Here is a 23,071-nt window from a genome sequence, read left to right on the forward strand (position 1 = left end):
CTAAAAAAACGATAAATGTACAAACCACTTAGCTTACAGATTTGAGCTACTAAAATGTTAACTTACGGATTAGTATAATTAGGTTTTTTATCAAAACATATTGGATAAAACTTGACATGATTTAAGTTATCGCTATGCTTGCGTTTTTTACTTCTTATAGTTGTTATGCGGTTTTTTAAAAAATTTGTTGTAATTTTACTAGGCTTTATTTTACTTATTAGCTTTCTCTTTTGGCTCATAACTAGAACGGTTAGTCCAACATTATTTAAAGATTTTGTTACACTTAAGGTAAAAACTTATACTGCACAACCCTGTAAAATTGAAGGCGATATAAGCTGGCAATTATTCCCAAGACCCAGTATCAAAATAGAATCTATTCGTATTGGTAACAAAGAGCCCCAAAGTCCTTATCAAATAAAGTTAGGGCAACTATTTTTTAATTTAAAGCCATCAGCTTTATTGCAAGGTAAAATTGTATTCGACGAAATTCAAATTACTAATTTTGTAGCGGATATCAATTCTAATTATAAACAACCGCCTATAAATACTTCGCATAACTTACCTATGCATTCTACTTTTGGAAAGAATATAGAGGAAAAATTTGCCTTAGAAAGGCTATTAATAACTAACGGGAAGATAAAAACACAAATTAATAATCAGTTACTGACTTTAAATTCTTTACAATTAAGACTTGAGCAAATCAATTTAGAGCAAAATTTATTTCCCTTTCAAATAAAAGCTAATATTAATTATGCTGCTAAACAGCAGCCGCTCAGTGCACAATTACAATTTAAGGGCGATGCAAATTTAGCTGTTAATTCGCTTAATCAACTTGAAACAGCATTAAAGTCCTCGCTAATTCGAGGGCAACTTCTTATTCAAAACTTAAAAATTGGGCGATTTAAAATCAATCAAATAGGTGCAAACACTAGCTTTAAACAGGCTGTTCTCTCTTTAAATCCTCTTACTATAAAAATTTACCAAGGTGAAGCAATAGGTGACTTAAGTTTTAATTCATTATCAAAAATATTAAAAGTAAACCAAACAGCAACCGGTATAAATGCTGCTCGCTTAACGAGCGCCTTATTTAATCAGGCCTTAATCAAGGGAAAATTAGATTTTTCTCTCCATAGCCAATCAAATCTTATTAATCAGGATTGGTTGGCTACAACAATAGGCAATGGCAATATCAGCCTTCATGAGGGTACGCTCGAATTTTTCGATTTAGATAAAATAGTTAAAAAATTAAGTATTCAAATAAGTAATGCCCAAGAGAAAAAGGAATCAAAGTTAGACTTAGACAAGGAATTTCAAGATAATATTTTACTTTCTAGAGAGCCAACCTCAGTCAAACTTATGGCAATTCAATACCGACTTGCCCAAAAAATATTATTTAGCCATACTTTATTATTGCAGACAGATATGCTGCAATTAAAAGGTGAAGGTGAAATGAACTTAACTAATTACAATTTAATTAGTCATCTTTTAGCAACTTTAATTATTGATGATAGCAAATTAAATAATATTCAAGAATTAATAGGCGGAGGATTTCCCTTAATAATCCAAGGCACATTAAATCAGCCCGTCGTTTTACCTGACTTTAAAAAAATAAATGCAAGTTTAGCTAAAGTTTGGATTAAAGATACACTTGCTAAGCCTGTATTAAAACTAAAAGAGCAGCTCGTTACATTTTTCTATCATTAATTATGAATAACGAATCAATCTACCAAAACTTTAGTGAACCTTTACTACACTGGTTTGACCAATATGGCCGTAAAAACTTGCCATGGCAACATCCTAGATCAGCCTATCAAGTGTGGATTTCTGAAATAATGTTACAACAAACGCAAGTTCAAACGGTTATACCTTATTTCGAGCGATTTATGACAAGTTTTCCGACTGTAAATCACTTAGCAGATGCAACTGATGATGCCATTTTAGCGCACTGGTCAGGGTTAGGGTATTATAGTCGTGCAAGGAATCTTCATAAGACCGCAAAAATCATTGCTGAAAAGTATTTAGGTCAATTTCCTAGTAATCTTAATCAACTTCTAGAACTACCTGGTATCGGCCCTTCTACCGCTGCTGCTATCGCATCCTTAGCTTTTAATCAAGCAACGGCCATTTTAGATGGCAATGTCAAAAGAGTTCTTACTCGGTATTTTATGATTGATGGTTGGCCGGAGCAAAATGACGTGAAAAAAAAATTATGGCAACTTGCTAATCAATGCATGCCAAAACAGCGTTGCGCCGACTACACACAAGCAATAATGGATTTAGGAGCGACTTGTTGCACGGTAAGAAAGCCTAGCTGTATCCACTGTCCAGTTAGAACAACTTGCCTTGCTCATTTACATCAAAAAGAAGAACTATACCCTGTTAAGAAAATTAAAAAGATATTGCCTATAAGAAAGCAATATTTTTTCTTATTATACTCTGCAGATAATAAAATTTATTTGGAGAAACGACCGCCAACTGGTCTTTGGGGAGGACTTTGGAGCCTACCTACTTGTGATTTGGAAACTCAACCTTTGGAGTATTTACATCGTTATCAGGTCAATAAAACACCCGTGCAATCCTTATTAGAATTTAGACATACCTTTAGCCATTTTCATTTGGATATAATTCCGTTAGCACTTAAAGTACCCTCTGTAGCTGAATCCATAGCTGAGAATACAGGCAAATGGTTTCAAATAAGTCAATTAAATGAAATAGGTTTGGCCAAACCTATTAATAAGATCATTCATGATTTTTTGGACTTAAAGCAAAACGATGTATCTTGGTAACCTTATATGCCTAAATTAGAAAAAATAGCCTAAAAGTAGGCTACGCTTAGGTTAATTAATTAATTCTCTTTCAACATTACTGCTAAATCCAACATAAACCAAAATAAAGATTGCTAATAACAATAACCCTATTTCACCAAAATACAGATTAGTGATTGGCAAGTCCTTCCACTGACTTAGTAAATAATAAAACAATATAATAACTATACCTGAGAGGCTATTAAACAGCGACTGCACCCTACCCTGATAGTCAATATCAGTCATTTCTTGAGCGAAAGTTGTAATTAATGCCCATGATGAAAATGAAAAGCCAATTAAAAAATGATAAAAAATAGCCAAATTATTATCAAATGTATGACTAAACAAATAAAAACCTAGTATTCCTAGAATAATTTGTCCAATAATGACTTTAAAGACCGAAAAATAAGAGGCACAGTAAGGCGCTATAAAACCACCTAAGATAATACCTAATGATAATCCTGATTCAAGCCAACCAAATTGACTAACACTACTATGCAAAACTGTTTTGGCATACGGTGCTAATAAAACCGGAGCAGTCATGTAACTTATAAAAAATAATCCTTGCGTTAAATAAACAAGTAGTAAAATTGGTCTTACCTTAATGTAACGCCATCCTTGAACAAACTGCGATCCAAATGACTCATTAGTTATCGTTTTGCTTACTCGGTGTGGTAATTTAATTTTTATAAGAATATATGTTGCCAACAAGTAGCACAGGGCATTTATCATAAAACAAGCCGTAAAAGAGCTAAGCGCTAAAATAAGCCCAGCGCAGCCCATGCCTGCAACTGCGCCTACTTCATAGGCCATGTCTGCAAGTGCATTGCCATATAGCAAATCTTTATCAGAAACTAACTCGCGTACAAAACTCATAGCTGCTGGAACGTAGGCTGCTAGAAGTGTGCCTAGAACAGCTGCTAATATGTAAATTGCTAACGGTGTTTCATATTCATTACCTAAAAGCGCAAAACCAAAAAGACAAATAGTTCGTGCAGCATTGACTGCAATTAAGAGATACTGTCGATCCCATCTATCCGCTAAAACACCGCACAAGCATCCAAATAAAACATTTGGTAACCAAAAACAGGTCATTAATATAGCAGTAGATACGACTGACGCATCGAAATGCATCAATACCCAAACCATAATAATGTAGGTTAAGCCATTTCCAAACATGGCTAACATACAACTTAATGTGTACTGCCTTAGGCTTTTTTGCCGTAAAAGGCGATATTGTTCTTTAAACATAGCAATACCATCATCAAAGAATTAAAAAATAATTAACGTGAGTTCGATATAAAAGAGCCAAAGGCTTTTTTATGTCGCTAAACGAACGTTATCCCGTAAAATGCGAAGCATTTATACGGGATCCAGATTAAATATAACTAAATTTGACATAAAATATAGCAAATATATTTTATGTTGAATTCACGTTAATTAGATGGCTTCCTGCGCTCGCAAAGATACTAAAAACTTATTGATAATCCTTCTTAGCAGAGGCGACATTATGTGAAGGTTACTGAGCGTAGGCTACCCATCAAATATTAAAGCAAGGTGCCTGATTTTCTTATTATTTGTAGCAATATGTTCATAGGGTAAAATAAAAGCATTATTATCAAACCAAATGAATTTAAAAGAAAAACACTGTCGTATATTAGCACAGAAAATAATTACTGCCAAATCAGGAGAGATTAAGAAACACATATGAATTTTTTGCTCGTCAGTCAAATTCGCTGTCATACCCTGCAAGCAGCCATCTTCTTAAGTTAGAGTATTTCATAAAATGTTTTAGCTGGAACCTGGGTTTCACTTCGTTTCACAGGCTACTTATGTTGTATTTATCATGCAACAATAGTTAACTATCCAAAATTTAATAAATTGTTAAATAAAATAGCAATATCTTTGTGTTGTTACCTAAATCAAGTATCATGAATATTCTATTGACCCTGTTATTATAAAAAATTACCTAAGAGTGATTCACACAGCAAAGTAGTTTGCAAAAGATTTAATAACAGTATTGAGAAATAAAATGACCAGTTTTTTTTTAATTTTAGTTAATTTTGCCGCATTACTTTGGTCAGCAAGTCATTTAGTTTCAGGCGCGTCTGGATTGGCATATTACTATCGCTTACCACCACTATTAATAGGTTTTACATTGGTTGCTTTAGGTACCTCAGCGCCTGAAATCATGATAGGTATTCGGGCTTCTTTTGATGGTTTAGCTGATATTGCTGTTGGTAATGCTATCGGATCTAATATTGCTAATATTGGGCTAGTACTTGGCCTCATTGCACTAATAAGGCCCCTTAAAGTTCAGCCATCTTTTCTACAACGAGAATTTCCCTTACTTTTTATTGCCATGTTATTTATCTATTCACTTATGTTGGATGGCTATATAAGTATTATTGATAGTTGTTTATCACTCTTAGTGTGCTTGCTATTTATAGGCTATTTATTATACACACTTAAAAATTCGACTGCACAACGACAGATTACTGAAGAATTTCGTCAGGCTGTTTTACGTAAACATTCTTTTCGAAATTACGTATTTAGCTTATGTGTAGGTCTTATTGTCGTTCCTATTAGTGCAAAGTTCCTTGTTATTAACAGCTCTCGTCTAGCTCATCAATTTGGCCTTAGTGATTTATTTATTGGATTAACTTTAACTGCAATAGGTAGTAGCCTACCTGAACTTATTACATCTATCTTAGCAATTAGAAAAGGCGCCGATGATATAGCTATTGGGACAATTTTAGGGGCTAATGTATTTAATTTACTTGCAGTATTGATATTTCCAGGCATTATTCACCCCTCCTTAATTAGCCATGCTATTTTATGGCGTGATATGCCTGTTATGTTGCTAACTACACTTATTCTTTTATGGATTAATACTCGCCATAAAAAAATTACACGTTGGCATGGCGGTCTTTTAATTTTGGTTTATTGTTGTTACATCATGTCACTTATTATTAGTGCAACGCATTAAATGATACTTTAAACACTTGCAATTGTATTAGTAGTGGTTAAAATTTTTACTGCTGCAACAGCTTCTGGCTGTCCTTGAGAGGCCGCTCGCCTTATCCAATACCAAGCTTTACGGCGATCTTCAACTACGCCCCTCCCATAATAATACATATAGCCGATCGCATATTGAGCATCGCATTGTCCCTTATCGGCTTCAGGTTTTAAGCGGATAAATGCTTTACGATAGTCCCCAGCTCTGAAGCATTTTATTCCTTGGGAAAAATCAGACCCTTTTAAAGCCACACAAGCTGTTAAAACTATAACTAGTACTGCCAACAGAGCCAATCGAACAACTCTCTGCATAACATTATTCCTCACTGATTAAAGGCTTTGCTGGTTTATTAAAGAGCAACTCAATTTTCGGTAAACTTAAGCTCTCCAAAGATCCATTATATAAAACTACCACACTATTTTCATTAATACGTTTAACTACTGCGCCTCCAGGTAAAGTATCACCAGCTATATACGTTCGCTCCTCACCTGCTGTATCTTTAATAATAACTTGAGAATCTCCAGAGTTAGGTGAAAACATAATACCCACTATCTCAACATCAAGTGTCGATTCTTTAATATCTACTTCATTAATGACTGGAATATAATCACCAAAAAGTGGTTTAGTAAAAATAATTGAATTAGTAGTAATTTTAATTTGCTTGGAGTTAACAATTGCGGGCTGAGCTGTTACATTTACTGATAAGTCTTGTTTTAAAAAAGTCATAACCTGATAAAAAAATAAGCTTGCCATAATAAGAAAAACTATTATAGCAATTAATTTTTGGTATTCAGAAACGGGCAAAAACAATTTTCGCAATTCCATAAGATAAACTAGAACCTAAAAGCTAACATACTTAAGCGTACTTAGTAACCCTATTCTATAAACTCTGGTTATTCAAAGCAAAAATAAGTAGAAAATTCAGGACTTAAACATTATCTACCAAGTTAAAGCAAAGTTAAACCCGTAAATTAAATTGTTAGAAGTTATTAGGACTAACAACCTTAATAATATGTTAAGTTTTGCAAGTCTTTCCTATTTGTAGTAAAATTATACAAATCGTTATTTTTTTAAATATCATGCCTAATTTTAATATCCGACTCCCAAAATTTAAAATCCCGAACATGAAATTTCGAGTAGGCAAAAAAGTAATTGTAAGGCCTACAGGCGATCATAATATAATAATACAAAATACGAAATTTGGTGCCATGGCTACATTGAATGCAACGCACCCTGGCTCTGCCCTGTTTCCTGCAGCACAAGTAGATGGATTTAAATCTTTACCTAAAAATAACAAACAGTTAATGGAATCAAAAGCGGAGGAAATCTATAAGGCATTTAAAGAAGGCGTTGGTTTTCTAGCTCTTCAAGAAATACCGAATCCTAAAAGTAAAGAGTTTAGATATTTAATCAATAAGTTAAAAGAGCTTGATAAAGATTCAAAACTAATTGATACCAATGCCTTAGCGTCACAATGGCGGAAAACAGGGGATCATCCTTTTGGTACCACAATGTTATATAATCCTAAGGTGTTTACGCTATCGAAAAATGCAACACCTATTTTAAATAATCGTGGTGCAGAATATGAGTTAACGCATAATGCAACAGGCGAAAAAGTACCTGTAGCAAATATTCATGGTGATTATAAGGCGCAAGCTGAAACAAAAAAATATATTGATAACTTTAAAGGCATGTGCATGGGCGATGCTAATATTTCTAACTTTAAGCCAAGCAATGATCCTAATACTTTGCAATCTGCTGAAAGGCCCTCCGTGGTAATTAATGGTAAAACTCGCACAGCTGGCACATTTGATATTTTTCAGGATAATCTTAGTAGAAAATTAGATCCTAATTTTACCCCAAATACGACAGCTATAGTTCGCTCACCCGAGGTAACTCCTCACATAATACAAATAGATAAAACGGCTGCTAGAAGCCAATTAGCTAACTTTATAAATTATCTACAGCAAACAAATAATGCCTTAATTCAAAATGGCAGGATTACAGGCTTGCAATTGACTACTCCACAGGGAAGTAAGTACGCACAAATAAAGATTACTAATCCTCAAGTTTATCAAGCTTATGAGAGTTTTAGACAATCTAAAAAACCGACCATGACACCAATGAAACCCGCATCTTATTCGCCGGTAAACTCAGCTCCTACAGTAAGCCCTACCTCCACCGTAAAACCTACCCCTACCACAGTAAGTCCTACTCCTACAGTAAATTCTACTTCTATAGGAACTCCTCCGATAAACAACTCTTCCAAGAGACTGACTCTGATAAACAATAAAGGAAATAATTATGTCACTAGTGTGGATATGCTTAGTAATGGTGGTTATAGGATAAATGGGTTAAATTGCCGAGGTGAGCCTCGCTCTATCACAATTGATAAAACGGGTAAAGCAAGAGGATTTCATAATACCTTTCTAACGCCTGCTGAAATACAAATGTATCAAGAAAGGAAAGCAATTTTTGCGCATTTTAATATAGCTCCTTCAGTAAGTAGTAAACCTAAAGACACAATTTCAAAACCTAAGACATTAGTCATTAATGGGCATGGATCTAAACTTCCAGAAAAAATTTCCTTAGATAAACAACATCGGATTACTACGCCTGGCAAAATGGAGGATAATTATGTCATTGGTTTTGCAGACAAACACCGCCATTTAGAAGAAATGACCTCCCAGGGTAAAATTTGGCCCATTACTGATGAAAAGGGAAACCAATTAAACTGGCACCAGTATCAAGATACTGTTCATAATATTAATATTTCGCCGCTGCAACAAGACTTCAATTTTTCCCAATTTAAAAAAGGACTAATTCAAGGCAAAACAGGATGGGAAAATCTAACAACCCCAGCGCATGATGTTTTAGAACGTGGCGCTTTAGCTGTAAGAAAACCTGATGGTAAAATTGCTATCTATGAGGGACAGGAATTAAGAAATTATTTACAAAGTAATAATAATCTAGATAAACCCCTATTTTTTTGTGATAAGGAACTTGGTAAAGTAAAACCACTAAGTAACAGCACTCTTACAGAAATTTACAGTGCTATAGCAATGATTGATGAATTTAAAGCTTCTGGCACAAATATAGTTGTTGCCACCTGTAGTCCTACTAATGAAAATAATGTTAAAAAAGTAATGGTAAGAACTGATATGCCAACAACCTCTATTCCATCGGCGCCAAAAAATAATTCTAAGCCAGTGACTACATTTACACTTAGAGACCCCTATGGCGATAATTATGTAACTAGTATTGAACCATTTAATGGCGGCTATAGAATAAATGGCGAAAACTGCCGCGGTGAGCCACGATCAATAATTATTGATCAAAATGGATGTCCTCATGGCCATACGCCAGGCAGACTTAGCATTGTTGAAAGACAGATGTTTGAGAATAGAGACAAGATATTAGCTCATTTTCATGTTAGTGCACCAATTCAAAATCCAACTGTTAACTTTATAAATAAGTTAAACCAATATATCAGTGTACTCTCAGCTCAGGCACAAGGAACAAGCTCTGCAACGCACAGTTTTAAATCACAAATGGCTAATGCCTGTTCTGCTCCAGAGGCAATCGGCATTCAAGCAGCTAAAAAAATGATTCAGGCTTTACAGGAACCAGCCAATAACAATATAAAGTTTTCTAGTGATGAGGTACAAGCATTAAGATCGTTTCGATTAGGGAATTATCTTAAAGAATTTGAAGAACAACATCCTTTACCAGGACAATTTTTAAGAGATGAAGCTCAAATGAATAATCCCAATCTAGAAAAGTTAGATTATTCTTCTGGCCAACTATCTTATTAATCTACTAAACTATAGCGTTTCTCACTAAGTTTCAGACAAGGCACAAGGGAGAGAGGCGAAGGAGTGTACAAATAAGTACTGTACTTCGCCGAGCAAGCTTGTAACGCAGTATGAAACTTAGTGGGAGAGACTATAACTATTTAAGTTATAAGATTATTAATTAAGTAGTCTCTGCTAAACTTCTTTCAATAGTTAACTAGATTTTTTTGGAAAATAAAATAAGGAAATTACACTATGACGTATCAACAAGAACCATTTATGGTATTAGCCACAATGTCACGTTGGTATGTAATCTCTCGTGCTATACATACTATTGCACAGCTTGGTATAGCCAATCATATGTCAGAAGTTCCTATATCTGTAGAAGAGTTAGCAGAAAAAACCCAGACAAAACCCGACTTATTAGATAGATTGCTAAGATTTTTAAGTGGATATAAGATCGTTAATCTCCACCCTACTGGTTATTCACTAACAGAGTTATCTAAGCCGTTGCGTGATGACGATCCTCACTCGATACGTGATGTTTTATGTATGGTTGATGATAGTTGGTGGCAAGCATTTTCTAAATTAGATGTGAGTTTAAAAACAGGCGAGTCTGCTTTTTATCATCAGCATCATGAGCAGTTTTTTGATTATTTAAGTCAAAATCCACAAAAACAAGCTAATTTTGATCGTGGCATGGCAAAATTATCAACTTATGATGATGATACTATTAGCAAGGCCTATGATTTTTCAAAATTACAAAGTATTGTTGATATGGGTGGCGGCCGAGGCGGTATGGTTAAATCAATTGTGAAGCATTATCCTCTCGTTAAAGCGATACTTTTTGATACTCCTTTTGTTATTGATCAACTAAATCCTGATGATTTTCCACCCAATGTAGAATTAATTGCTGGTGATTTCTTAAAGGAAATACCCAGTGCTGATGCTTATTTATTTAAAGGCGTATTACATGATTTTAATGACCAAATTATGCAGCAAATAATTACAAATTGTGCTCTCCGAATGCCTAAATCTGCAAGCTTATTTATTGCAGAACAAGTCATGCCAGAAGATAATGAACCACACCCTAATAAGACTATGGATATTGTTATGATGGTATTACTAAATGGTAGACAACGTACACTAACTGAATGGCAAAAAACGATAGAGCCGTTAGGCTTTCACTTTGAAGAAAGCTATAGCACGACAAGTTTATTTAATTTGATGAAATTCAGCGTGGCTTAATTCTATTATTGCCAATGATGAAGCACAGACCGGAAAAGATGTTTTGGATCGAATTGCGTTTTTAAATTTATCCACTCATCATAGCGCTCTTCAAAGTGTCTTTGCCAATAATAATTATCTACCCTGTTACCTAAATAGCCAGAAAGATAACGCTTTCCACCTTGTGGTAAAAAGCGTTTATCAAGGTTATCTATTGCATCTAAGCAACTAGGTACTAAGCTCGAAGGTATGCCTGGATTTAAGATCATCAATGCAAAAATATCTTCTCCCTTAGGTAACATTAAAAAGCCATGTGGCTCTTTTGCAGCAATAGGGACAACTTGTAAAATAGGTACATAATGTAGAGGTAAAGAAGCTAAAAAAGCCTGAAAATCATCAAATAAAACTTGCTTAGGAATAAAACATTCATACCAAGGATGTGGTAATTCCCATTGGCCTGTTAACTTCATTAATTGAAAACGTCCATCATGACGATGTAAATAGTCTTTAATAGGTTCATCTTGTATATGTAAAATTTTCCAAGGATTAGCGTATGTTATATCCGAAAGTTCTGGCGGACGTTCCGTAAACTCTATTGAAACATGCAAGGCAAACAGCCATTGAGCAAAGGGTTTTCTTCCTGATGGAGTTAATTTTGCACCTTGAACAGACGGTGAACAAAAACATTCAATATAATCAGCATGTTGTCTAAATAAAGCGATATCATGTAGCCATTGTTTTTCATCTATATAGGTTAACAGAAAAGTTCTAACTTGTTCTTTGCAAGGTTTAAGTTTAATACAAGCCTTAGTAATTATTCCAAATTGACCCTGCCCACCTAAGCATGCATGAAAAAGAGTTGAGCGAGAATCAACTTGTAAAAGATCACCCTCAGCGCTAATGACTTCTAAAGCTTGTACATGATTTACCGCGCTACCATATTTAAAAGAAGCTGCTCCAACGCCTCCAACCGACAACACCCCGCCAATGGATAAACTGCAATTATAAGGAGTAATATAAGGTATTTGATTTTGTTGTAAGGATGCTTCTATTAATGCTGACCAGGTTGCATTAGCATCAATCCAAATTGATTGTTCTTTATATTCATAAACGGAATCTAACGCCATGGTATTGAGAATGATTCCATCCGAAGGTGCTAAGGATTGTCCACATTGACTCATTCCATTACCTCGAATGGTAATAGGTAAATTATTTTCATTAGCAAAAGCTACAAATTCTTGCATTGATTTTATGTCTTTTGGCATAAATATGGCTTTTGCCGCAGAGGTTATTAACCTACCAAAATCCTGATTAAAGGAATTTAGATGATCTAGATCATCATAAAAAGCTGTAGGAAATTTTTCTCTACAATGCTGTAAATGATGCTGCTCCCAAATTCCTTTTTGCATACTCTATCCTTTCTATCCTTCTCTTATTAAATGTATCAGACAAATTAATAAACAGCTAATAAGCAGTCGAGAACAATCTTGGTTACACTAATTTAGGTAATGTGCTAAATTTGAAATTTCTTAATCTAATTTTTAATAGCAAGTTAATAAATAATTGAATTGGCTAATATTAATTAGTATTTAGCCCTTGATGTTTCTTGTAGAATGCCTAACCCAAGATAAATACTTATAAGTTAAGTTCACACAAATTTATAAAAGATAGGAAATAACTACCACTCTCTTACTTTCCCTTCATGCCAAAACAAACCAGATTTTTTAGGTAAATGCACTAAATCGTATAGTTCTTTTGCCACTGTAGCTGCTAATTTTGGAGCCCTTTGCGTCCCCATATCTGTTTTTACCCAGCCTGGATCAATACTTGAAACAATAATATTTGAAAGTCTTTCCGCTAATAATTTTGTATACATATTCAGACAAACTTTAGAAAGTTTATAATTTGGAGCATAAGGTGAATCATTTGAACTAAAAGCGCCCCAGCCCGAGGCTATATTTATAATTTGACCTTGTTTATTAATTTTCTTTATGCAACCTTCAGTTAACTCGATGGTGCCAAATACATTAACATCAAATGTTGTTCTAAGCTCATCTAAGTTAATCTTTACTTCTTGCCAATGATCTAATAAAACAGCTGCATTATTAATTAAAATATCGATTGAATCTAATTGATTGGCAAATTGCTTTATAGATTGGGAATTTGCTAAATTCAGCGCATAAATCTTTAAACCAGGGTGTTCAAATTTACTATAGCCCGTAGTTGATGTTCCAATAACTTGCCAACCCTTATTAAGAAAGAGCTTAGCCGTTTCTAAACCTATACCTCGACTGGCACCAGTAATTAATATTCTTTTCATAGTGATTTCCTAAGACGCAATTATCTTAACTATAGTCGATACAAGTTATATTAAATACTAAATTTAGGCAGCTTGATTTTTTCATTTTTATTAAGATATTCTGCTTGAGCTAAAAATTATATTAGGAGCAACAATGAAACGGATTTTAACTATAGGTTTATGTCTACTGGCCTTTCAAAGTTATGCAGATATTTTCTCTTCTGCTGAAATTGACTTACTGAAAAAAAATTTTCTAGCCAACATTAATGAAGAAGGAGCAGTAGTAGCCTCGCCGTCTCAGGTTTATCCTAATTATTATTTTGATTGGATTCGAGATGCAGCTATCACCATGGATTTAATTGAAACTTGGTATGAGAAAAATCATCATTTGGAAGATAAGCAAAGACTTTTAAATTACATTCGTTGGACTGAAAAAGTTCAAAATCAAGTTGATCCTCTACCCGGTCAACATATCTTAGGTGAGCCTAAGTTCTATTTAAATGGCTTACCTTTTGATGGCCCTTGGGGGCGGCCGCAATATGATGGGCCTGCGCTTAGAGCTTTGACACAAATGCATTTTGCCCAAGCGCTGCTTAAGGAAAATGAAATAGATTACGTTAATACTCACCTTTATAATACAAATCCTCTGTCTTCAACGATAGGTACTATTAAAACCGATTTAGATTTTGTGGCTACACATTGGCGTGAGGATAATTTTGACTTATGGGAAGAAGTTTATGGTCATCATTTCTTTACTGAAATGGTTCAAAGAAAAGCACTGCTAGAAGGCGCTCAATTTGCAAGACAACTTCATGACGAATCACGCGCTAATTATTATGAAGCACAAGCAAAACAAATTACAGAAGATCTTAATTCATTTATTGATAAAAATAATAAAATTATCCAAGCAACCCGCCCACCTCATCCTGGCCGGCAAAAGACACTAGAATTAGATACCTCCGTTATACTAGCAACTTTATTAGGCAATACTCATGATAATGTATTTGCGCCTTCAGATGAGTATATTAAAAATACTGCCACCGCATTAAAAAATCAGTTTCAAACCTACCCTATCAATGCAAACCATACAGACGGTATTTTATTTGGCCGTTATATTGATGATATTTATGATGGCTATGGTGACAGCGAAGGTAATCCTTGGTTTATTCTAACAGCAACTATGGCAGAATATTACTATACTCTTGGAACCATGATGCCTAATACAGCACTTTCTACCTCCTATCTTAAGCAAGGCGATAATTATTTAAATCTTATCAAAGAATATGCTCCTAATTTATATATTAGTGAGCAAATCAATCGCTATACAGGTCAACAACAAGGTGCTTACTCATTGACTTGGAGCTATGTCTCCGTATTAAGAGCTATTAAAGTACGTGAACAGTTAAATGATATGCTCATAGCAAATTAGTTTTCTATAATTCCCTTAAAAATTGATACCGCGGTCCCACCGCGGTATTTAAAAATCCAAAATAACTAATAGCTAAAATTTAAATTTAAATCATATTGATGAAATAACCATCATCTAGTTTAATAACCTCTTTTATAAGATAACCATAATTAATTTTTAGCAATTTATATTAATTATTGACATTAACGTTACGTAAACCTTTATCGTTTTAGTGTCACTTAAGGAGTAGCAATGTCTTTAACGGTAAAACAATTAGCTAAAATTTCAGGTGTTAGTACAAGAACATTACGTTTTTATGATCAAATTGGGTTATTAAAGCCTGCTTTTTATGGCAGTAATAAATACCGCTATTATGGCGAAGATCAATTACTGATATTACAGCAAATTTTGTTTTATCGTGAGTTAGGTTTTTCACTTAGTGAAATCCAGAAAATAATTTGCAGTCATGACTTTGATAAACTTGAAGCATTACATGAACACAAAGCGGCTTTACTAAATAATCTAACTAAAACTAAAGCTCTTTTAAAGACAATTGATAAAACCATTGCCCATATTAGAGGAAAAGCAATCATGAGCGACATTGAAATGTATGAAGGGTTTAATGCCAATAAACAATCAGAATATGAAGAATATTTAATTACCAAGGGAGGTTTAACACAAAAAGAAATTGATGCAAGCTGGAAAAAAGTTAGCAAATGGCAAAAACAAGATTGGGAAGCTCATCAAGAAAAAGGTAATGCTATAAATCAAGAGTTAGTTATAGCTATGGAAGCTGGCTTATTACCAAGCAATGATAGTGTTCAAAAAATAATTAAGAGACATTACAATTGGGTGAAAAAGTTTTGGACGCCAACTCAGGAAAGCTATATTGGCCTTAGCCAAATGTATCTTGAACATAAGGACTTTAAACAGTTTTATGAGAATATCCATCCAAAATTACTTAATTTCTTGACAGAAGCTATGACAATCTATGCTAATAAAGAATTAAATTAAATTCAGCAAATTGTACTTTTTTAGAATGCCACAACTCAGTCGTGGCATTTATTAAATTTGTAAGAAATTAAAGCGTTGGTGATAATTCCGGCCGTTTTATGCCCGTATCAAGCTGATTAATTTGATGATTGCGACCTAAATAGCGAAGCGGTTTGTTATTCATTAAATAAGTTTCAATAGCTTCAAGACTAATATTTTTAGTTTCAGGCATCCAATAATAAGAGTAGATAAAGCCTAGAAAACAAATTACACCATACATTAGAAATGTATATTCAATACCAATTTGGTTATATAAAATTGGAAAGCTAAATACCATCAATGTATTAAATCCCCAATTACTCATTGAAGATAATCCCATTCCAGCGCCTCGAACATGCAAAGGGAAAATCTCTGCCATCGCAATATGAGGGATAGGGCCAAGGCTTATAGCAAATGAAAAGATATAAACTGTTAAACAAAGCACCGATAGATAAGCTAAAGCACTTACTTGGAATAGCGAGAATAAACTCAGCGCCGTTAGACTAATGAAGGTACCTGCGAAACCAAACAGCAATAGCTTACGTCGACCAATTTTATCAACCCAAAAAATAGCAAGGACAGTGACTAAAGCATTCACTAAACCGATACCCATTGTTGCTAAAATTTGCCCTATCGTATTTGTAAAACCTAAATTTTTAAATATCTCTGGCGCATAATAAATAATGACATTGATGCCACTTAATTGTTGTAAGCAAAAGAGTATAACGCCTAATAGTAATACCGGAAGTAAAGGTTTACGGAAAAGTAAGCGCCAATTTTTACCATTATGCGGTTCTTTAGCCAAGGTATCTTCTATATCATTAAGTTCCTGATCAATCGATTTACCAGCACGTAACCTTTTTAAAGCGCGAATAGCTAAATCATGTTTACCTACACTACAAAGCCAACGCGGTGATTCTGGTAAAAATAAAATTCCTATTGTTAAAATTAAGGCAGGTATCGCACTGGAAGCAAACATAGCGCGCCAAGCTTGTTGTTCAATAAGCAAATAATTAACCCCATAAGCACAGACTATACCAAGGGTGATGGCTAATTGATAAATAGCAACGATAGCACCTCTTAATTTCACTGGAGCCGTTTCTGCTAAGTATAAAGGGGTTGTTACAGCGGCAATACCTATAGCAAGACCCAAGATAAACCGCGAGGCAATTAATATAGTTTCTGTATTAGCAAGGGCTGCTCCGAATGCACCTAAGAGAAAAAAGAAACCTGCATAAGACAGCGTTGTACGTCTACCAATATATTTAGTAAATTTAGAAGCGATTAATGCGCCTATAAACATTGATCCAAATAGAGCGCCAAATGGAAGTGCCGAGGTCATAATACCTACATGAGTATGGGTAAGGGAAAAATGATTTTTAACCAGATCGAGTGAACCTGCGATAATACCTTCATCATAACCAAATAAGAAACCTGCCACCGATCCAATAATTGCTACCAACCAAGCCATATTCAATCCTTAATTTGAGTCAAATTTAATCATAAACAACTAAATGCTAACTTTTGAAAAAACTTAATATCAATGATGAAATCATTAACCGAGCTTTAAAAAGATTTAATTTAGATGTCAGTATTAAAAATTTGAGAATTAAAAAGTGCATCTTTGTAAATACTTCTACATTCTAAAAATTAGTTTTTTTGTAGTACTGATTTACCTAAAACACTAGTTGCCTGAGTTATAGCTGTTGAACTTAGCATTCTAATTTTCTCCCAATTTTTTGATTTTACTGCTTCTTCAGGAACGATCCAAGAACCACCAACACAAGAAACATTCGGAAGGTTCAAGTAATCTAAGAAGTTATGTTCATTAATGCCGCCAGTAGGACAAAAATGAACATTTGGAAATGGACCATGAATTGAATCTAACATGTTAACTCCTCCAGCTACTGCAGCTGGGAAGAATTTAAAATGGTTAAAACCAAATTGCAGCCCTTCCATGAGTTCAGAAATACTAGCAATACCAGGAATTAATGGAATTGTCGAGTCTTTTGCTGTTTGTAATAATTCTCTAGTTAGCCCAGGGCTAATAGCAAATTGGGCACCTACTTGAATAACTTGCTCCAATTGTGTTGGCGATGTTACCGTTCCAGCTCCAATCAATATATCTGGAAATTCTTGCCTTAAGCGATAAATTATTTCTAAAGCACTTGCTGTTCTTAAGGTAACCTCAAAAAGAGTAATACCACAGCTAATTAAAGTCGTAGCTAATGGAATTGCATCTTCAATGTGACGTATAACGAGTACAGGAATGATAGGTCCCTGATTAAATAGAACATCGGGTTGTAATGACCAATTATTTAAAGACATACTCTTCACTTTCCATCATTTGTTTTAGGTAAAGAGCAGCCCCTAATAGACCAGGGTGCTCCGCGGTAATAACATAAGTTGATATTTTTTTATTTAATTCGCTAAATCGTCCTTTTGATTCAAAACGAGTTCTAAATTCACTATGCTCCATTAATGGTAGTAATTTAGGCACGACACCACCTGTAATATAAACACCACCAAAAGTGCATAAGCGTAAAGCTAAATCCCCAGCGTAACTTCCTAAGCTTGCAAAAAACTGATCAATCACAATACTTGCTAATTCAGATTTTCTGTTTAGTGCTGAATTTACTATTTCTGCAGCAGATAAGGGAGAAACATCTAATTTCTGATAAGCTGCTATTGCTAAATATAAATTTTCTAATCCAGGACCAGATAGTAAACGTTCTGAAGAAACATGGCCAAATTTATCAGTTAAAAAACGGTGAATAAACCATTCTTGCTCATTTTGTGCAGCCCAACCCGTATGACCACCCTCACCAGATAAAGGCATAAAACCTGAAGGAGTAGGAATTAAATGAGCAACGCCTAAGCCTGTTCCTACGCCTAACATAACCATGGGTTTAGCTAGATCAATTTCGCCTGGGCCAATCTTGACTTTCTCTTCTGAAGTTAAAATGGGTAAGCTCATAGCTGCCGCAGTTAAGTCATTAAGCACCTGGAGCTCACTAAAGCCTAAATTATCTTTAAGCTTCCTAATTGAAAAATTCCAATTTGCGTTGGTCATGCATACTTGATCATTAATAACTGGACACGCTATAGCAATAGAGGCGTTTTTTATATCCGTAAGATTATGCATTGTGCGATAATGAACTAAAGCCTCTTCTAAGGTAGGAAAATTTGCGCAGGGAAAAACAGCAACCTCATCAACTTTCAAGTCAATTAAATTAACACGACTAAAACGTGCATTAGTGCCACCAATATCAGCAGCAATTACATAGACGCAGGTTTCGTGAGCTAATTGAGTACTCATAAACAATCCTCAGTAACAAACAAGCTACAAGCACCCTGCTCAGCTCCAGTTAGCTGGGTACGTAGGCAGCCAAATAATTCCCGTCCCATACCTTGATAATAGTCTGAAGTATCAAGTTTTGCAGGTGTGCGGGTAATTAATTCCTCATCAGAAATAAGAAGTTGCAAAATACCTTGCTTGCTATCCAGTAAAATTAAGTCCCCTGTTTGGATCTTAGAAATATTACCTTCATCTAATGCTTCTGGAGTAATATGTAAGGCCGCAGGTACATTTCCAGACGCCCCAGACATACGTCCATCGGTAACCAGCGCCACATGAAAGCCTCGATTTTGTAGAACAGATAATTGGGGAGTTAATTGATGTAACTCTGGCATACCACAGGCTTTTGGGCCCTGAAAACGAATAACAACCACACAGTCCTTATTTAATTTTCCAGCTTTAAAAGCTTCCATAAATTCATCTTGACTGCTAAATACTTCTGCCTCGGCTTGAATAACTAAATTAGTATCATTAAGCGCTGAAGTTTTGATTACGGCCCGTCCAATATTACCGGATAAAACTTCTAACCCACCATGGCTACTAAAAGGCTCTTTAGCAGAACGAAGTACTTCATCATCTAATGGGACAGACGGACCATCTATCCATTGTAATGCACCATCATGTAAAACTGGCTGTTTTGTATAATGTTGTAAACCTGGGCCTGCTACTGTTTGAACATCATCATGCAGCAAACCAGCTTCTAATAAAGTATTAATTAAATAAGCCATGCCGCCTGCACGGTGAAAATGATTAATATCAGCACTACCATTAGGATAAATTTTAGCGACCAACGGTGTGACTTTTGATAATTCAGCGAAATCATCCCAGTTAATGAGGAAACCGGCAGCTCGAGCAATTGCTACAAGGTGCATCGTATGGTTGGTAGAGCCGCCTGTTGCTAATAAGCCAATAATGCCATTAACAATAGATTTTGCCTCAACAATATGGCCTATAGGAAGATAATGACTACCCAAATCAGTTAAATCCAGAACCTGCTTAGCAGCGGCACGCGTTAATTCCACCCGTAAAGGGGTATTAGGATTAATGAATGATGAACCTGGTAAATGTAAACCCATCATTTCCACAATAAGCTGATTAGAATTAGCCGTACCAAAAAATGTACATGTACCGGAGGTATGATATGAGGCAGCTTCAGCATCTAGTAAGGCTTCCCTATCAACTTTGCCTTCAGCGTATAATTGCCTAATACGGGCCTTCTCTTTATTAGAAATACCCGAAGGCATAGGCCCTGCTGGAACAAAGACAAAAGGTAAATGACCGAAGCTTAATGCTGCAATTAATAATCCAGGAACAATTTTATCACAGATACCAAGCATTAAACCGCCATCAAATAAATTATGCGATAAAGCAATAGCAGCAGATAAGGCGATAGTATCTCTACTCATTAAGCTTAGATCCATACCTGGCTGACCTTGAGTAACGCCATCACACATCGCTGGCACACCACCTGCAAATTGAGCAATCCCACCCATTTCACTAATGGCTTCTTGCAAGATGGCAGGATATGACTCATAAGGCTTGTGAGCTGATAAAACATCATTATAAGCAGAAACAATAGCAATATTAGGCTGTACTAATTGGCGCATTACTAACTTATCACCTTCTCGGCAAGCGGCAAACCCATGTGCTAAATTACCACAATGTAAGGCGCCTCGATGTGGGCCTTTTAAGCGCGCTTTTTCTAAACGTGCCAAATAGCGCGCGCGGCTATTTATGCTTCTCTTAATAATACGCTCTGTGACCTGTTTGATAGTTGTATTCATAAGGATCTCATTAAGGTGAAAACATCACTTGTAATTCAACCGCTGGATTGTGTAAAAAAGCACGAATAGGCATAGCCAGTGTATCCTGACCCGAATCAGCTTTTTTAAGTACAGCCAGTTTATTTTCACCCACTAAATGTAAAAAGATATATCGACTATTTAATAACCTATTTTTAGTTAAAGAAATTCTTGTATAAGGCGCTGTTGTAGGCTTAACAACGATCACGTCTGGTTCTGACATTGTTAAACCTGCCTTAATTTCCTTACTACAGGGAAAAAGAGAAGCTGTATGACCATCTTCACCCATGCCTAAAATTACCGCGTCAAATTGAGGTAAATTGTCTAGGCGAGCAGCAATTTTCTTAATATCTATCTCAGGATCATCATCTTCAGTCAATAAACTAATATAATTTGCCTTTGCAGCATTGTTTATCAGTAAATGCCGTTTTAACATGCCTTCATTACTATCACTAGAACTTGCTGGTAGCCAACGCTCATCTGCTAGCAGAATTGTTACTTTATTCCATTCTAGATCTGCTTCAGAAAGAAGTTTAAATAAAGATTGCGGGGTTTTACCACCAGATACAACCAAATAAGCATGCCCACGTGCGGCTATGGCCTCCGTTAAAATAGCTTTTAACCTGTTAGAAAAGTAACTATCTAAACTAGTAGGATCATTAAATTGCTGCAAATGCATATTACTCATCCCAATTTCTGTCATCACGTGCTAATAAAGAAGTAGCTGCAGCTGGCCCCCATGTGCCAGCTTGATAAGCACGTGGCGGTTCATTTTGAACTTGCCAAGCTTCTAAAATACTATCAACCCATGCCCACGCAGCCTCAACTTCATCTCGGCGCACAAATAAATACTGATTGCCTAACATCGCTTCTAATAATAAACGTTCATAGGCATCAACAATACGTTTAGCTTTAAACGTTTCATCAAAACTTAAATCAAGTTTACTTTGCTGTAACTGCATCGTTTCGCCTAAGCCTGGAACCTTATTAATAATTTGAATTTCAACCCCTTCGTCAGGCTGTAGTCGAATGATTAATTTATTTGCTTTTAAATTCTTATAAGTTTTATGAAATATATTATGAGGCTGTGGCTTAAAGGAAATTAATACCTCACTGTATTTTTCAGGCATACGTTTACCAGTACGTAAATAAAAAGGAACACCTGCCCAACGCCAGTTATCGATAAAAACTTTTAAAGCAACAAACGTTTCCGTATTACTTGCTTTTGCGTCATTTTCTTCTAAATAACCTGGAACTGTACGTCCTCCGACAAAGCCACCAGTGTATTGACCACGTACTGTCATTTCATGTACATTTTCTAAGGTAATAGGCCTTAATGCTTTTAGAACTTTTAACTTTTCATCACGAATATTGTTAGCATCTAAGCTGACTGGCGGCTCCATGGCTATAAGAGCAAGAATCTGTAGAAGATGGTTTTGCACCATATCTCGTGTTTGCCCGGCATTGTCATAATAACTCCAACGTCCTTCAACGCCCACTTCTTCTGCGACCGATATTTGCACATGGTCAATGGCATTATAATCCCAGTTTGTTGCAAAAATTGCATTAGCAAAACGCAATACTAATAAATTTAATACCGTCTCTTTACCCAAATAGTGATCAATGCGGTAAATTTGACTTTCTTTGAAGTATTGCGCAATTTGGTCATTAGTGGCAATTGAAGAAGCTAAATTATGACCAATAGGTTTTTCTACCACAACCCGAGCTGGTTCTTTAGCTAAGCCAACATTAGCTAATCCTTCACTCATATAGCCAAATAAAGAAGAGGAGGTTGCAAAATAACTCACAGCAATACGTGATTCAGGATCGGTTATGTCTTTAAGCTTAGTATAGTCTGCTATTTGAGTCAGATCGATTTGTACATAATACAGTTTATTTTGCAGTTTTTGCCAAACGTCTTGATCTAGCGGTTCTTGATTAAATGTCTCTAAAGTTGATTCAACAAAGTCAATATAGTTATCTTGACTAAAATTATCACGTGCTACGCCAATAATCCGCGTTTGAGGATTTAATAAATTTTGCTTTTCCAGTTGATAAAGCGCTGGTAAAAGCTTTCGACTTGCAAGATCGCCTTTGGTGCCAAATAAAATTAAATCACAAGCTTTATTATTTTCGGCATTGCCTTGCATAACTTTTTTCCTTCTAACAACCGGTTAAGAGTAAATTACTGCAAAGTGTCTCGATTTTACACCAGTGAGCTTGACCGTCAACTGAATTAAATTAATTAATCTGGTTATTAGGCAAAAAGTTATTAATTTGCAGAAACTTAATTTATAGTCTATGTTTAATTGTAACCTTAATTTAGGA

General features: G+C 35.2%; 19 protein-coding genes. 7 read left to right on the forward strand and 12 right to left on the reverse strand.

What is annotated here, in order from left to right; genetic code table 11:
• The first annotated feature begins 165 nt into the window (after nucleotides 1–165).
• Together E1P04_RS04635 and mutY are read left to right on the forward strand one after the other, a co-directional pair.
• Complete coding sequence (locus E1P04_RS04635; protein ID WP_131781752.1) at nucleotides 166–1,704, forward strand: AsmA family protein; 1,539 nt, start codon at nucleotides 166–168, stop codon at nucleotides 1,702–1,704.
• A 2-nt stretch (nucleotides 1,705–1,706) separates the two neighbouring features.
• Nucleotides 1,707–2,786 (forward strand): A/G-specific adenine glycosylase, encoded by a 1,080-nt coding sequence (gene mutY / locus E1P04_RS04640; protein WP_131781753.1) that lies wholly within the window; start codon nucleotides 1,707–1,709, stop codon nucleotides 2,784–2,786.
• A 51-nt stretch (nucleotides 2,787–2,837) separates the two neighbouring features.
• On the opposite strand, the gene E1P04_RS04645 is transcribed toward mutY, so the two are convergent.
• Together E1P04_RS04645 and E1P04_RS04650 are read right to left on the reverse strand one after the other, a co-directional pair.
• Entirely contained in the window at nucleotides 2,838–4,055 is a 1,218-nt protein-coding gene (locus tag E1P04_RS04645) for an MFS transporter (protein WP_131781754.1), read from the reverse strand.
• 282 nt (nucleotides 4,056–4,337) lie between these two features.
• Nucleotides 4,338–4,547 carry a hypothetical protein gene (locus tag E1P04_RS04650; RefSeq protein ID WP_131781755.1) on the reverse strand — a complete coding sequence of 70 codons (210 nt, stop codon included), beginning with the start codon at nucleotides 4,545–4,547 and terminating at the stop codon, nucleotides 4,338–4,340.
• 289 nt (nucleotides 4,548–4,836) lie between these two features.
• Here E1P04_RS04650 and E1P04_RS04655 point away from each other — a divergent pair, with 289 nt between their 5' ends.
• Nucleotides 4,837–5,793: a calcium/sodium antiporter gene (locus E1P04_RS04655; RefSeq protein WP_131781756.1), complete on the forward strand. Its 957-nt coding sequence runs from the start codon at nucleotides 4,837–4,839 to the stop codon at nucleotides 5,791–5,793.
• An 8-nt stretch (nucleotides 5,794–5,801) separates the two neighbouring features.
• On the opposite strand, the gene E1P04_RS04660 is transcribed toward E1P04_RS04655, so the two are convergent.
• Nucleotides 5,802–6,134, reverse strand: a complete 333-nt coding sequence (locus tag E1P04_RS04660) for an SEL1-like repeat protein (RefSeq protein WP_131781757.1) — start codon at nucleotides 6,132–6,134, stop codon at nucleotides 5,802–5,804.
• A 4-nt stretch (nucleotides 6,135–6,138) separates the two neighbouring features.
• A complete protein-coding gene (locus E1P04_RS04665; protein ID WP_131781758.1) occupies nucleotides 6,139–6,648 on the reverse strand; it encodes a type II secretion system protein N in 510 nt (169 codons plus the stop codon).
• A 299-nt stretch (nucleotides 6,649–6,947) separates the two neighbouring features.
• On the opposite strand from E1P04_RS04665, the gene E1P04_RS04670 reads away from it, so the two are divergent.
• Both E1P04_RS04670 and E1P04_RS04675 read left to right on the forward strand, forming a co-directional pair.
• On the forward strand, nucleotides 6,948–9,638 hold the full coding sequence (locus E1P04_RS04670; protein ID WP_131781759.1) for a hypothetical protein: 2,691 nt from the start codon (nucleotides 6,948–6,950) through the stop codon (nucleotides 9,636–9,638).
• A gap of 234 nt (nucleotides 9,639–9,872) precedes the next feature.
• Nucleotides 9,873–10,865, forward strand: a complete 993-nt coding sequence (locus tag E1P04_RS04675; protein ID WP_131781760.1) for a methyltransferase — start codon at nucleotides 9,873–9,875, stop codon at nucleotides 10,863–10,865.
• A 5-nt stretch (nucleotides 10,866–10,870) separates the two neighbouring features.
• On the opposite strand, the gene E1P04_RS04680 is transcribed toward E1P04_RS04675, so the two are convergent.
• Together E1P04_RS04680 and E1P04_RS04685 are read right to left on the reverse strand one after the other, a co-directional pair.
• Nucleotides 10,871–12,253: an FAD-binding oxidoreductase gene (locus E1P04_RS04680; RefSeq protein WP_131781761.1), complete on the reverse strand. Its 1,383-nt coding sequence runs from the start codon at nucleotides 12,251–12,253 to the stop codon at nucleotides 10,871–10,873.
• Nucleotides 12,254–12,522: 269 nt separating this feature from the next.
• Nucleotides 12,523–13,164 carry an SDR family NAD(P)-dependent oxidoreductase gene (locus E1P04_RS04685; RefSeq protein WP_131781762.1) on the reverse strand — a complete coding sequence of 214 codons (642 nt, stop codon included), beginning with the start codon at nucleotides 13,162–13,164 and terminating at the stop codon, nucleotides 12,523–12,525.
• Between the two features lie 133 nt (nucleotides 13,165–13,297).
• On the opposite strand from E1P04_RS04685, the gene E1P04_RS04690 reads away from it, so the two are divergent.
• Nucleotides 13,298–14,572, forward strand: a complete 1,275-nt coding sequence (locus E1P04_RS04690) for a glycoside hydrolase family 15 protein (RefSeq protein ID WP_131781763.1) — start codon at nucleotides 13,298–13,300, stop codon at nucleotides 14,570–14,572.
• 231 nt (nucleotides 14,573–14,803) lie between these two features.
• Nucleotides 14,804–15,565, forward strand: coding sequence for a MerR family transcriptional regulator (locus E1P04_RS04695; protein ID WP_131781764.1), 762 nt, complete (start codon nucleotides 14,804–14,806; stop codon nucleotides 15,563–15,565).
• Nucleotides 15,566–15,632: 67 nt separating this feature from the next.
• Here E1P04_RS04695 and E1P04_RS04700 read toward each other — a convergent pair whose 3' ends face one another.
• From E1P04_RS04700 to zwf, 6 genes are all read right to left on the reverse strand, one after another.
• Nucleotides 15,633–17,054, reverse strand: a complete 1,422-nt coding sequence (locus tag E1P04_RS04700) for a sugar porter family MFS transporter (protein ID WP_131781765.1) — start codon at nucleotides 17,052–17,054, stop codon at nucleotides 15,633–15,635.
• Between the two features lie 179 nt (nucleotides 17,055–17,233).
• A complete protein-coding gene (locus E1P04_RS04705) occupies nucleotides 17,234–17,911 on the reverse strand; it encodes a bifunctional 4-hydroxy-2-oxoglutarate aldolase/2-dehydro-3-deoxy-phosphogluconate aldolase (RefSeq protein WP_131781766.1) in 678 nt (225 codons plus the stop codon).
• Nucleotides 17,898–18,902 carry a glucokinase gene (gene glk / locus E1P04_RS04710; RefSeq protein WP_131781767.1) on the reverse strand — a complete coding sequence of 335 codons (1,005 nt, stop codon included), beginning with the start codon at nucleotides 18,900–18,902 and terminating at the stop codon, nucleotides 17,898–17,900. Before glk ends, E1P04_RS04705 begins: the two co-directional genes overlap by 14 nt.
• Entirely contained in the window at nucleotides 18,899–20,725 is a 1,827-nt protein-coding gene (edd, locus tag E1P04_RS04715; RefSeq protein WP_131781768.1) for a phosphogluconate dehydratase, read from the reverse strand. The genes glk and edd overlap by 4 nt, the downstream gene beginning before the upstream one ends.
• Before the next feature lie 10 nt (nucleotides 20,726–20,735).
• Nucleotides 20,736–21,431 carry a 6-phosphogluconolactonase gene (gene pgl, locus E1P04_RS04720; protein ID WP_242604385.1) on the reverse strand — a complete coding sequence of 232 codons (696 nt, stop codon included), beginning with the start codon at nucleotides 21,429–21,431 and terminating at the stop codon, nucleotides 20,736–20,738.
• Nucleotides 21,424–22,893 (reverse strand): glucose-6-phosphate dehydrogenase, encoded by a 1,470-nt coding sequence (gene zwf / locus E1P04_RS04725; RefSeq protein WP_131781769.1) that lies wholly within the window; start codon nucleotides 22,891–22,893, stop codon nucleotides 21,424–21,426. Before zwf ends, pgl begins: the two co-directional genes overlap by 8 nt.
• Nucleotides 22,894–23,071 lie beyond the last annotated feature (178 nt).

This window comes from Legionella gresilensis (assembly GCF_900639865.1).
GTDB classification, from domain to species: Bacteria; Pseudomonadota; Gammaproteobacteria; order Legionellales; family Legionellaceae; genus Legionella_C; species Legionella_C gresilensis.